Here is a 13,187-nt window from a genome sequence, read left to right on the forward strand (position 1 = left end):
CTTTGAGCTACCGAGTTACGCCTTCATCGCGCTGTCTAATAACGAGGTTCTGTGACCTAAATCGGTAAGTAAATCGTGAAAGTGGTGTTACCTGGCCAGCTTTCAACATCAATTTTGCCATTGTGTTGATCGATCAGGTTTTGAGAAATCGATAATCCTAGCCCTGTGCCACCTTCTCGTCCGCTGACCATTGGGTAGAACAGGGTATCTTTCAATTCATCGGGGATACCCGGGCCGTTGTCGCAGATCTCAATGCGAGCGGCGAGTTTGTGTCGCTGACCATGAATGTTTGCTTGATGCACCGTTCTGGTGCGAATGGTGATTTTTCCTGATTCTTGAGCCTTCAGAATCTGAGCTGCGTTGCTCACTATATTGAGCATGGCTTGTTCTACCTGTGCTGAATCCATCAAGATGTCCGGTAGGCTCGGGTCGTAGTCTCGTTCGATGACGAGTGTTGAACCTGATTCTAGCTCGACGAGTTGCCTTACTTTTTCAAGTATTTGGTGAAGGTTCTCTTCCGATTTGGTCCCCGGTTTCTGTGGGCCAAGCAGGCGATCGACCAAAGCTCTCAGGCGGTCGGCTTGTTCAATAATGATCTGCGTATATTCATTAAGGGACTGATCAGGGAGCATTTTACCAAGTAGCTGCGCGGCTCCTCTTAATCCGCCCAATGGATTCTTAATCTCATGGGCTAATCCGCGTACCAATAGTTTAGCCGCTTGTTGTTGTGCGTGTTGGTTGAGCTCTTGGCTGAGGCGTCTTTGTTGGTCTATCTTGCGCATCTCAACCAATAACAGCGTTTCTCGCTGCCAAGATATTGGGCTCACTGTTACCTCAAGCATTAGTGGGCGGTTATCAACCACAAAGGTAACGTCACTGTCGGTAATGCTTTGGCCACTTTGTAGCGGTTGAGTCAACAGCGCTAAATCCAGTGAGGCGTGCTGGATAAGTTGGCTCAGAGGGTGATCAACGATACGTCGTGCACTTTGCGAAAAGAGTTGTTCAGCCGCCGGGTTGGCATATCGGACATACAGTTGCTCATCGAGCATCAATGTTGAGGTCACCATATTGTCGAGAATGGCGCTGGAAAGATGATGTGTATCTATGCTGTCGCTTTTAGCTGATCGATTCACTATTTCGTCCTTGAACTGGTGTTTTTCTCACTGCACCAAATTGGTGCGAAGCTAAGTTCAAGTATGGCGCATATCAACCAGAAGCTAAAGATAATTCATTAGAGTTGCTGAAAGCTGCTTCGATCAGGTGAAAAGTAGAGGTAATTTGGCCTCTTTTAACACATTGGCTTACTTGAGCGTCGCTCGATGTAAATACACGGTGACTGGACTAGTAGATGCAATAAGCTTGCCGCTTCTATGTGCTTGAATTGCAATGGTGTGAGTGCCTCGATCGATACCTTTCAATTCCCAGTTAGGTTGGGTTTGTGGAGCGCCATAACGACGACCATCGAGCATCAATTGCAACTGCTCTCCAATACCAAGCTTGCGGTTGAGTTTTATTTTTATTGGGATTAAGCCACGGTTGCTGCGGATGGTTTGATCATGAACTGGAGTCAGCATGCTGAGGGCTAACTGAGCGGGTACCTCTCGTTTCGTGTTATCCGTTTTTTCCTGAGCTTGAGCTGGTGTTGCCGTTTTACTTGTAGAGGGATCTGCAGCGTCAACAGGCGTTGAAGCCTCAAATTTAGGGGCTGGCGCGGAAGCTTGTACGTCAGGTAGGCGCAGAGCCTCCGCACCTTGATCGGTAGGGGTATCACTAAAGTGAAGCACACCATCCCCATCTTCCCAGGTGTACACCGTTTGAGCAGAGCACGAGAATGCGACTGTTAATCCGATTAGGAACAGTATGTTTTTCATATCGTTAGCCTCTTTCCACCGTTAGGTGTTTTCACGTTTGACGTTAGTTTTGTTATTGATTTTATTGTATTTATAGCAACAGCCTCTAAGGGCTTTGTTTAAGATATGGTACGAGGAAGCAGGGGGAGGGAGAATAGAAAAAAGGCCCGCCTGCGAGGCGAGCCTAATATTTTTTAGTGCTTCTTACATGTTGCAATAGCTTTTACTGCAGTAAGAATTACATGCTAACCGACTAAGGATTAAACTGAGTAGTACAGTTCAAACTCAAGTGGGTGTGTAGCCATGTTCACGCGCTGTACGTCGTCAGATTTCAGTGTGATGTAAGAATCGATGAAGTCGTCAGAGAATACGCCACCAGCAGTTAGGAACTCACGGTCTTCGTTAAGTGCTGCTAGAGCACCTTGTAGAGATTCTGCAACTGTTGGGATTTCAGCTGCTTCTTCTGCAGGAAGGTCGTATAGATCTTTATCCATAGCTTCGCCAGGGTGGATCTTGTTCTTAATACCGTCAAGGCCAGCCATAAGCATTGCTGAGTAGCATAGGTATGGGTTAGCTGCTGGGTCACCAAAACGTAGCTCGATACGACGTGCTTTCGGGCTTGGTACTACTGGGATACGGATAGAAGCAGAACGGTTACGTGCTGAGTAAGCAAGCATTACAGGTGCTTCGAAACCAGGTACAAGACGCTTGTATGAGTTCGTTGATGGGTTAGCAAATGCGTTGATTGCGCGAGCGTGCTTGATTACACCACCGATGTAGTAAAGAGCCATTTCAGATAGGCCGCCGTACTTATCACCAGCAAACAAGTTTTGCCCATCTTTGTTCAATGACATGTGAACGTGCATGCCAGAACCGTTGTCACCAACTAGTGGCTTAGGCATGAATGTCGCTGTTTTGCCAAATGCGTGCGCAACGTTGTGTACAACGTACTTGTAGATTTGAGTCTCATCCGCTTTTGTTGTTAGCGTGTTGAAGCGAGTTGCGATTTCGTTTTGACCCGCAGTTGCAACTTCGTGGTGGTGAGCTTCAACAACTAGGCCCATCTCTTCCATTACTAGACACATTGCTGAACGGATATCTTGAGATGAATCGACAGGAGCTACTGGGAAGTAACCGCCTTTAACGCCAGGACGGTGACCTTTGTTACCGCCTTCGATGTCAGAACCTGTGTTCCAAGCTGCTTCTACATCATCAATTTTGAAGAAAGAACCAGACATGTCGTTTGAGAACTTAACGTCATCGAATAGGAAGAATTCTGGCTCTGGACCCACTAGAACTGTGTCTGCGATACCCGTAGAACGTAGGTATTCTTCAGAACGTTTAGCTATAGAGCGTGGGTCACGGTCGTAGCCTTGCATTGTTGCAGGCTCAAGGATGTCACAACGGATGTTTAGCGTTGCATCTTCTGTGAATGGGTCCAGTACAGCAGAAGCTGCGTCTGGCATCATTACCATGTCAGATTCATTAATGCCTTTCCAACCAGCTACTGAAGAGCCGTCAAACATTTTGCCTTCTTCGAAGAAGTCTGCATCAACTTGGTGAGAAGGAATAGAGATGTGCTGCTCTTTACCTTTTGTATCAGTAAAACGTAAGTCGATAAATTTAACTTCGTTCTCTTGGATCAGGGATAGTACATTTTCTACTGACATCTTGGATAACCTCCAGTGTTATTAATTCGGTATTAGCTCGATTCGGTTGAAACCAGCATTGATTAATGTCTATACGTGCATTAATCGATGCTGATTTATCTATAGCCAAAAACGTGCCAAAAAAATTATTCCATTAATTTCAATGATTTACTTGTTTTCTTGATTTGCGAACTCTGACTTTTGCACCAAAATGATCTTTGGTTGCACGGTATTGGTGCAACTATTTATCTATGCACCAATATGAGACATAAGCGAACACCATTCAGCAATGAATTGCCTAAGTTGTCAATCCACTTTTGTTATTTTACCTGAGATTTGGTTGCCCACTTCGCGGGTGATACTTTTCGATAACCCTACGAATTAGTCGACTAGACACTGTACGGAACCAAAGTTAAGCGGATATGAATCGCTAATAAAGAAAAAAGCCTTGGTTCAGATCACATATTTCTGGGTTTTTGTCTAGAATCTGGTATATTATTGACCGTTTTTTAAATCAAGCTAGCGGTTATTATCCAAACTTTTGAGATAAGTGACGGCTACTTTTATGAGTGAATCGAGAATCCATGTCTACTCCACAGATTGATAAGTTAAGAAATATCGCGATCATCGCGCACGTTGACCACGGTAAAACGACTTTGGTTGATAAACTACTACAACAGTCAGGCACTCTTGAGTCTCGTGGTGAAGCTGAAGAGCGTGTCATGGATTCGAATGACATCGAAAAAGAGCGTGGCATTACAATCCTTGCTAAGAACACAGCAATCAACTGGAATGATTACCGCATCAACATCGTAGATACTCCGGGACACGCGGACTTCGGTGGTGAAGTTGAGCGTATCATGTCTATGGTTGACTCTGTTCTGCTTATCGTTGACGCAGTTGATGGCCCAATGCCTCAAACTCGTTTCGTAACGCAAAAAGCATTCGCACACGGTCTTAAGCCAATCGTTGTAATCAACAAGATTGACCGCCCAGGCGCTCGTCCTGATTGGGTTATGGATCAAGTATTCGACCTTTTCGACAACCTAGGTGCTACAGATGAGCAACTAGACTTCACCGTTGTTTACGCTTCAGCTCTAAACGGTTGGGCAACAATGACTGAAGGCGAAACTGGCGAGAACATGGAACCATTGTTCCAAGCTGTTGTTGATACAGTAGAAGCACCAGCAGTTGACCTTGACGGTCCACTACAAATGCAAATTTCGCAACTTGATTACAGCTCTTACGTAGGTGTTATCGGTGTTGCTCGTGTTACTCGTGGTTCGGTTAAGCCAAACCAACAAGTAACTATCGTGAATGCTGAAGGCAAAAAACGTAACGGTAAAGTAGGTACTGTACTTGGTTACCTAGGTCTTGAGCGTCACGAAGTAGAACAAGCTAACGCTGGCGACATCATTGCAATCACAGGTCTTGGTGAGCTGAAAATTTCAGACACTATCTGTGACGTAAACACTGTTGAAGCAATGGAACCTCTATCTGTTGATGAACCAACAGTAACAATGACGTTCCAAGTAAACACTTCTCCGTTCGCGGGTAAAGAAGGTAAGTTTGTAACTTCACGTAACATCCTTGAGCGTCTTGAAAAAGAATTGGTTCATAACGTTGCACTACGTGTTGAAGAAACTGAAAGTCCAGACCGTTTCCGCGTATCAGGCCGTGGTGAACTTCACCTTTCTATCCTGATCGAAAACATGCGTCGTGAAGGTTTCGAGCTAGCAGTATCTCGTCCAGAAGTAATCATCAAAGAAGAAGATGGTCAGAAAATGGAACCGTTCGAAACGGTTACTATCGATGTAGTTGAAGAGCACCAAGGTGCGATCATGGAAAGCATCGGTCTACGTAAGGGTGAGCTAACAGATATGGCACCAGATGGTAAAGGCCGTGTTCGCATGGACTTCATGATGCCTTCTCGTGGTCTTATCGGTTTCCAAACTGAATTCCTTACAATGACGTCTGGTTCTGGTCTTATTTACCACTCGTTCGATCACTACGGTCCTTACAAAGGCGGTATCATTGGTCAACGTAACAATGGTGTTCTAATCTCGAACGCGACTGGTAAAGCACTGACTTACGCATTGTTCTTCCTTCAAGCTCGTGGTCGTCTATTTACAGAGCACGCTGATGAAGTTTATGAAGGTCAAGTAATCGGTATTCACAACCGTTCAAACGACCTGACAGTAAACTGTCTGAAAGGTAAGCAACTAACGAACGTTCGTGCATCTGGTACTGATGAAGCACAAGTTCTTTCTCCACCGATCAAGCACACTCTAGAGCAAGCTCTTGAGTTTATCGATGAAGATGAACTAGTAGAAGTAACGCCACTAAACGTACGTATCCGTAAGAAGCTTCTTACTGAAAACGAACGTAAGCGTGCAGCACGTCCAGCTAAGGCTTAATTGCTAGTTGACTAGCTTCTAGCTATTCAAGCAATACGTTTTAGAATAAATAAGAAAGCCCCGAGTAGCCTAGCTGCTCGGGGCTTTTGTTTTATGTGGTGTTGGAGTAGATGCGGGTGAACGAGATGAGAGATTCGAAGGGCGTTCAAGTATTCGTCATCCTCAAGAGGGAGGAACGACCGAGTTGGGGATCTAGCTTTTGATAACTAAGTAACGCTCAACGAATTGAAGCCGCTTATCGACCGACATAAACGGCACTTCAACCACCTCGTAACCAAGCTCTTGGTAGACTGTTACTAAAGCGCGGTGAATCTCTAATGCCTCTTCAAACGGGTAAGGCCTCACATCATCCTGTACGTAAATCGATGCCTCAGGGCGACAGAACAGCACTTGGGGGTGATAACCTTGGCTCGCTTCTCGGTAGGTTGTGTTTATCTCTAGTTTCGCCTGAGCCAAATAGCCACAAATGTCTGGAATGGCGCGATCAAGAAAAGCAATTTGGTGCTGCTTCGCTTGCTCTTTCTGCTCATTCATCACTCCTAAACATAGCTGAGAAAATCCAGGAAGGTTTAACCAAGGTAAGATACCGTTCTCAAGTTGGCTCTGTTGTTCTATCAATTGGCGAGAGGATTCTGCAAATATTGGGTAACCCGCGTTACCCAAGGCATTGAGCAGTGTTGTCTTCCCGGCTCCGGGGCCGCCAGTAATAATGATTGGCTTCATCGTGTTCTGTCTCTGAAGCGTTATTTTTGGTTGAGTTGTGCTAAGAACTTATCCGACTCAGCTATCGCAGCATTCATCTGTGTTATCGCGTAGGCGATGTCTTTTTCTAAGCTCATAAACTCTCCCTGCAATGAACCAACGGCACTCGCATTGAGGTTGTGTTTGAGATAAAGCGTGTTGTCGCGAAGAGTGTTGAGTACCGGATCCATTTTCTTCTCAGCCCGTTTCATCGCTGAAAGCATGGTCTGGTAAGATGATTTGGTTTCACGCAGCTTTTTCTCACTTGAACGACGCAGTGAATCGCTGGTGTAAAGGTCCAACTCTCCCTGCCACTCTGCAAATAGCGCATCCGACACATCTTCAATCGCAGCAATGCGGTCACTGACATTTTGTGCGGCTTTCTCGCTGTCTTGGTATTTATCATTGATCTTGTTGTACATGTCTTCAAGGTCGCCACCACTGAAGTTAGTCAGGCTACTCAAGGCTTCAAGTGCGCTGGTAAACTCTTCCTGAGCATCCTGCTGTGACTCTTTCGCATCCTCCACTCTATCGACCATAATGTCACGCTTGTGGTAACCCACTTGCTCCATTGCGGAGTAATAAGCTGATTGGCATCCAGTAAGAGTAAAAATAGAGAGGACTATAACTATTAAATAAGGCATCCTAGTTTCCTATAGTTAAATGACGGAATATTAATTAGGACTATGAACGAGTTACCAGGGAGTTACAAGTTGAAGATAAAAAAGGCAGCTACAGGAAGCATCCAGTTTTCCCGCTATCTTCTTACGCGGATGACGCACGATAGAGTTAATGTGAATGCAGGGTACTTGGCGTACATTACTTTGCTCTCGATCGTACCGATGTTGACGGTTTTACTCTCTATTTTGTCGTCATTTTCAGTTTTTGCTGATGTTGGTTTAGTGATTCAAAACTTCGTTATTACCAACTTTGTTCCCGCTTCCGGGGATGCGGTGCATGGTGCTTTACTGGAGTTTGTTGCCAATACCGGCAAGATGACGGCGGTGGGTAGTGTGTTCTTATTCATTGCCGCTCTGATGCTGATCTCCAATATTGATAAAAACCTAAACTACATCTGGCGAGTAACGGAAAAGCGACGTGCTGTGTTGTCTTTTTCGATGTATTGGATGGTGCTAACTCTTGGGCCTATTTTGATCGGAGCGAGCATTGCTGCAACCTCGTATGTGACATCATTAAACTTGTTACAAAACGAAGTCGTGTCGAGTGCTTTTAATACCGTGATTCGCAAGCTCCCTTTGATTACCTCATTCTTTGCGTTTTTCGGTCTGTATCTGTTGGTTCCCAACAAAAAGATACACTTTTCTCATGCGGCAGCTGGGTCTCTAGTGGCGGCTCTGTTGTTCGAACTCAGCAAGAAAGGCTTTGCAGCTTACATTACTCAGTTTCCGTCTTACCAGTTGATTTATGGCGCATTAGCGGCGATTCCCATTCTTTTTGTTTGGGTCTATTTGTGCTGGTTGATTGTGTTAGTGGGTGCTGAAGTGACGGCCGCGTTGGGCGAGCAGGAACAGTGGAGTGACTCACAAGAAATGGTACACTCGTCGGATAAAGACAAAATTACAGAGCAAGGAAACAACAGTGATAGCACTGATCCAGAGAGTAAGTGAAGCTGCCGTCCGTGTTGATGGCGAAGTCGTGGGTGAGATTGAGCAAGGCTTATTAGTTCTGTTAGGTGTAGAAAAAGGTGATGATGAAGCCAAAGCCAAACGTTTGATGGAACGAGTGACTACTTATCGTGTCTTTGGAGATGAAGACGATAAAATGAATCTCAATGTAAAGCAGGTAGAAGGTAAGGTATTAGTGGTTTCTCAATTCACTCTGCCAGCTGACACCAAGAAAGGGACACGTGCTGGATTTTCTCGCGGTGCTCACCCAGAAGATGCAGAGCGTCTTTACAACTATTTCTCTGACCAATGTGAATCAGTGTTGCCAACGGAACGTGGCCGATTCGCAGCCGACATGAAAGTGTCTTTGGTTAATGATGGCCCAGTAACATTCTGGCTGCAGGTTTAGGCTTAAAGGAATAAGCATGTTTAAACTCATAACCCCGACCACCGAAAATCAACTGAACAAGTATTACCATTTTCGCTGGCAAATGCTCCGCGAACCTTGGCGAATGCCGGTCGGTTCAGAGCGCGATGAATATGACCCAATGAGTCACCATCGCATGATTGTTGATGGTCGAGGTCGCCCGATGGCGATTGGTCGTCTCTATATCACCCCAGATCTAGAGGGGCAGATTCGCTATATGGCGGTGAAGAACTCTCGCCAAAGCAAAGGCATGGGCTCACTTATCTTGGTTGCGCTAGAGTCACTGGCACGCCAAGAAGGAGCGAAGCGTTTGGTGTGTAATGCACGTGAAGATGCGATCTCATTCTATGAGAAGAATGAGTTTGAGCGTCGTGGTGAGATTAACGACCAACGTGGGCCTGTGCGTCACCAACAGATGGTAAAACCTCTTGATCCAATGGCTGATGTACTGCGCAAACCAGAATGGTGTAATGAGCTTCAACAGCGCTGGGAGCATCAGATCCCGATCAGTGACAAGATGGGCATCAAGATTAACCAATACACGGGTTATCAGTTCGAGTGTAGTGCTCAGTTGAATCCAAACCTTAACCCTCATAACACCATGTTTGCTGGCTCAGCCTTTACCTTGGCGACCTTAACCGGTTGGGGTATGACTTGGTTACTAATGAAGGAGCGTGGGTTGACTGGTGATATCGTACTAGCAGATAGTAATATTCGTTATCGTCATCCAGTTGAGCAAAACCCAGTGGCATCCACGTCATTGGATGGGATCAGTGGCGATTTAGATCGCCTCGCGTCAGGCAGAAAAGCTCGTATCATCATTCACGTGACCATTAACAGTGGCGACGTGGAGGCGGTTGAGTTTACGGGAACCTATATGCTGATCCCTGACTACAAAAAGAGATTATCAACGGACTCCAACGTAAGCGTATAGCTGACAATGGCTAGCAGATAAAGATACAGATAGAAGGCGCTACTCTTGTGGAGTGGCGCTTTTTTGTTGGCAGTCGTTAATCTCGGAATACTCAGCTTGGGTGAGCTTTCCTGATATTTGGTGGCATGGGTCGGATAGTGAAATAGAGAGAGTGTGTTGCTCTGCCTTTAGCAAGTCGAGCTCCCCAGAAATGTCGCCATTTAACGTTTGAATCCTTTGTTCGCCTTGCTCTGCTGCCGATGCACCAATAATGTGCGCTGGTTCGAGTGTGAAGCGTCCACGGTCAAAATTCGCATTGAGCTCTGGGATTTCAAATACGTTATCAGTCGATGTTTCAGAAAGCTTGTCATTAAAGGTCATCACACCTTGACGAACGCTACCAGTGAGTTGACCTGTTGTGGAATAGCCGAGCATTAATGAATCGCCGTATAAACCTGCAGCTTGAAGTTCAAACTCGCCATAACCGGTTGCGTCGAGCGGTAGTTCAAGTTGCTGTAATATGGGAGCTATCGGTAATCCATCGGCAGAAATATCTATGCTCCATGGCTTGCTGATTTGGTTAAAATCGAGTGTCGCATTGGCTTCAACATAGCCATGCTTTAGTGGCATAAACAGGCGTGTCAGCGTCCATTTTCCTTGCTCGCTATTCATCTCAACCACCGGCTGTGCGCTAATAATGTTTTGGTAGCTGGCATCATTCGCGCTGGCCATCAGCTTTCCTTGCCACAGACCTAGCTTTCTATCTTGTAGAAGTTGAACTTGATCCCCCTCGATATGTAATCCTGAGACCTGCCAGTAAGGCTTTTGTGCGAGTTGGATAAGTTGGCTGCGTTCTATGTTAATTCGGCTAATTTCGACATTCTGGAGCTGCGTGAGCCAAGGTATCAAGCGAATGGCGGGTGGAGGGCTATCTTGGCTTTCCGTAATCCACTTTATGCCTTGCAGGTCGAGCTGCGCTAATTGAATGCTGCTAGGGGTTACTTCGCCATTAAGTTGAACAGTGCCTTGTAGGAATTGAGTATAGAAATCTTCAATCAGAATCTGGTTCGTATCTAAATTGAGCTTGATACTTGGCTCTATGAACATGTCATCATCAATGGTCACTCCCTCTGCTTGCAGAGAGAAAATGGCTTTCTGTTGCTTCCACAGCTCAAAAGGCAGTTGGATATTTTCTAGTGAGGCATCAAAAGCTGCGAGGTGGCCGTCTTGCCACTCTACATCGCTACGCAGAATATCTAAGCTATTGATGTGATTGATCTGAATACCTGCCACATCCCATTCTTTGCTTAGTAGGCTCTGGGTCTGTTTCTGATTGAGTCGTAAGCCATCGACGGTCACATTCACCAACGACCAATTTTGCTGATACTGCTCTGCTTGACCAGAAATTTTGGCACCACGCCAGTCAAACGAAGCGCCATACAGGGTGCTATCACTTGGTTTAAGATCTAGATCAATCAACAGGTTATCGAACGCTTCGCCTTGCCAATACAGCTGTGAGGCAGAAAGTTGGGTTTTGCCATAGGGTAGTAGTGAGTTGCTGTCGTCCCATGTTGGATCTGAGATCTGAAGATCGATGCCTCGCGCGTTAAAGTCTGGGGTTGAAAAGTCGAGATTGTTGATGGCCAGCTGGTGGATCTTAATGCTTGGCTGGGTAAATAAAGAGGTGAACGTTTCTAGGTCGTCGGCTTCTAACTGTAGGCCACTGATTAAAAAGGATTCAAAGACCAGTTTGGCCTCCGTAATCGAGCTGGAGCTGAACCAAAGGTCAATCTTGTCGATATACAGCGGTGTTTGTTTTTCAGGTTGGCTTTGGGTAATGCCCATTAAGGTGATGTGATAAGGCGCCTGGTACTCAACATCTTCAATGAGCACACGTTGTTCAATCGCATGTTTGATAAAAAAGTTAGTAATATCCGTACGGTATTGGGTTTGTAGGCTTAATAGCAATGCTGCGATAGTTGCAACGGCGATAGCCAACGCAATGCCGAACACCATGAATACCTTTTTCATTCCCTGAAAGCCTTAAATTTCAATCGTCTCAAAACAGAGTGGAACAAAAAGGGACAAGCAGCAACAAAAAAGCCCCTCAAAAGAGGTAACACTGATCATTTAAGCATTTTCCTGATCAGTTGAACGATCCTACAGATGGTTAACAATACCCTTAAGCACTTTTGTTTAAGGGTATTTTTTTATGCTGTCACACTGGTTAATCGATGTTGACGATTTTGCTAATCCAGAATCTCTTTCTTTGTTCCAAAAAGACCTTCCGCTAGATTGGATAAACCAAGCTTTATCTGAAACGAACAAAGCGAGCATGCGCCGTAGAAAGTTACCTGCCGAACTTGTTGTATGGTTAGTCGTTGGTATTGGTCTATATCGAGATAGACCGATTACTGATGTACTCGATAAACTCGACCTCAAATTGTCTAATTCATTGGGTGAAACAATTGCACCTAGTGCAATTCCTCAGGCAAGAAAACGCCTCACCGCTAAGCCTTTAAAGTCATTATTCTCAATCACAGCAAAGCACTGGACACAGTCGGAAGATGCGGGTGATAAATGGAATGGTTTGAGCCTATTTTCAATCGATGGCACACAGTTTAGAACTCACGACAATCCAAGCTTAGCTGAGCATTATCAATATGTTTACTACCGAAAAGACAGGCACACTGAATATCCAATCGTTCGAATGTGCGCACTCACATCACTACGGAGTCGACTTATTCATGATGTGGCTTTTGGGGAAAGTTCTAAAGGTGAAATCAGCTATGCAAAAGATTTAATTTCATCAGCAGTCCCGAATTCATTGACCATTTTTGACCGTTGCTACTTGAGCGCAGAACTTATGCTTAACTGGCAACAAGAGCATGGGACAAGTCACTGGATGACGCCAATAAAGTCGAATGTGAAATATGAAACCATCGAGCAACTCGATGATGATGGGCGAGATCTGATTGTAGAGATGAAAGTCTCTCCACAAGCTAGAAAGCAAGACCCGAGCCTCCCGGAAACGTGGAAAGCTAGGCTGGCTCTATACCCCGATGATGGTGAACAACAACCCAATCATATACAAGGGCTGCTGACTTCTCTAACAGATAGAAAATACAGTTTAAAATCATTATTAGATGTGTACTTCGAAAGGTGGGAAATCGAGAATAGTTATGGCGAGATTAAGCATGACATGCTTGACGATGAAATTCTGCTCCGCAGTCAATCTGTAGAGGGTGTAGAGCAAGAGATATGGGGTATCCTTATCGCGTATAACTTAATCCGCCTGGAGATTAGCCGAATAGCAAAAGAGGCTGAAGTCTCACCACTTAGGATAAGCTTTACGATGGCACTTCGAGATATTCAAGATGAGCTAATGTGGTGTGCTATCGCCTCCCCAGGTTCGGTTCCCAAAAAGCTGCGAGCTATGAGAGAGCGAGTGAAACGTTATATTTTGCCCGAAAAACAAAAACGGCCCAAAGATAGGACCGTTCGTTTTAGTAAGACTCGCTACACTGTGCGATCTAAACACCTTAAATGATAGGTGTTGCCTCAA

Annotated in this window: 11 protein-coding genes; 5 read left to right on the top strand and 6 right to left on the bottom strand. The window is 45.3% G+C overall.

Translation table 11 applies throughout. The annotated features are described in order from the left end of the window. Nucleotides 1–56: 56 nt before the first annotated feature. The 3 genes from glnL to glnA form a co-directional block, all read right to left on the bottom strand. On the bottom strand, nt 57–1,133 hold the full coding sequence (glnL, locus tag OCV30_RS00420; protein ID WP_012602997.1) for a nitrogen regulation protein NR(II): 1,077 nt from the start codon (nt 1,131–1,133) through the stop codon (nt 57–59). A gap of 168 nt (nt 1,134–1,301) precedes the next feature. Further along, nucleotides 1,302–1,871 (bottom strand): DUF4124 domain-containing protein, encoded by a 570-nt coding sequence (locus OCV30_RS00425; protein ID WP_065679643.1) that lies wholly within the window; start codon nt 1,869–1,871, stop codon nt 1,302–1,304. A gap of 239 nt (nt 1,872–2,110) precedes the next feature. Beyond that, nucleotides 2,111–3,520 (bottom strand): glutamate--ammonia ligase, encoded by a 1,410-nt coding sequence (gene glnA, locus OCV30_RS00430; protein ID WP_009848037.1) that lies wholly within the window; start codon nt 3,518–3,520, stop codon nt 2,111–2,113. A 563-nt stretch (nt 3,521–4,083) separates the two neighbouring features. On the opposite strand from glnA, the gene typA reads away from it, so the two are divergent. Next, on the top strand, nt 4,084–5,916 hold the full coding sequence (gene typA, locus OCV30_RS00435; protein ID WP_009848036.1) for a translational GTPase TypA: 1,833 nt from the start codon (nt 4,084–4,086) through the stop codon (nt 5,914–5,916). Between the two features lie 192 nt (nt 5,917–6,108). On the opposite strand, the gene OCV30_RS00440 is transcribed toward typA, so the two are convergent. Continuing rightward, complete coding sequence (locus OCV30_RS00440; protein ID WP_065679644.1) at nt 6,109–6,639, bottom strand: AAA family ATPase; 531 nt, start codon at nt 6,637–6,639, stop codon at nt 6,109–6,111. Between the two features lie 20 nt (nt 6,640–6,659). Beyond that, complete coding sequence (locus OCV30_RS00445) at nt 6,660–7,301, bottom strand: DUF2959 domain-containing protein (protein WP_017099568.1); 642 nt, start codon at nt 7,299–7,301, stop codon at nt 6,660–6,662. 42 nt (nt 7,302–7,343) lie between these two features. Between OCV30_RS00445 and OCV30_RS00450 the strand changes: the two genes are divergently transcribed. The 3 genes from OCV30_RS00450 to OCV30_RS00460 are packed head-to-tail and all read left to right on the top strand — an operon-like array spanning nt 7,344 to nt 9,643. Further along, entirely contained in the window at nt 7,344–8,285 is a 942-nt protein-coding gene (locus tag OCV30_RS00450) for a virulence factor BrkB family protein (protein WP_012603002.1), read from the top strand. Then, on the top strand, nt 8,257–8,691 hold the full coding sequence (gene dtd, locus OCV30_RS00455; protein ID WP_004735590.1) for a D-aminoacyl-tRNA deacylase: 435 nt from the start codon (nt 8,257–8,259) through the stop codon (nt 8,689–8,691). Before OCV30_RS00450 ends, dtd begins: the two co-directional genes overlap by 29 nt. A 16-nt stretch (nt 8,692–8,707) precedes the next feature. After that, complete coding sequence (locus OCV30_RS00460; protein ID WP_009848032.1) at nt 8,708–9,643, top strand: bifunctional GNAT family N-acetyltransferase/hotdog fold thioesterase; 936 nt, start codon at nt 8,708–8,710, stop codon at nt 9,641–9,643. Nucleotides 9,644–9,682: 39 nt separating this feature from the next. On the opposite strand, the gene OCV30_RS00465 is transcribed toward OCV30_RS00460, so the two are convergent. Next, a complete protein-coding gene (locus OCV30_RS00465; protein WP_065679645.1) occupies nt 9,683–11,653 on the bottom strand; it encodes an AsmA family protein in 1,971 nt (656 codons plus the stop codon). 181 nt (nt 11,654–11,834) lie between these two features. Between OCV30_RS00465 and OCV30_RS00470 the strand changes: the two genes are divergently transcribed. Then, nucleotides 11,835–13,172, top strand: coding sequence for an IS4 family transposase (locus OCV30_RS00470; RefSeq protein ID WP_065680110.1), 1,338 nt, complete (start codon nt 11,835–11,837; stop codon nt 13,170–13,172). Nucleotides 13,173–13,187: the final 15 nt, after the last annotated feature.

The organism is Vibrio atlanticus (assembly GCF_024347315.1).
GTDB lineage: Bacteria > Pseudomonadota > Gammaproteobacteria > Enterobacterales > Vibrionaceae > Vibrio > Vibrio atlanticus.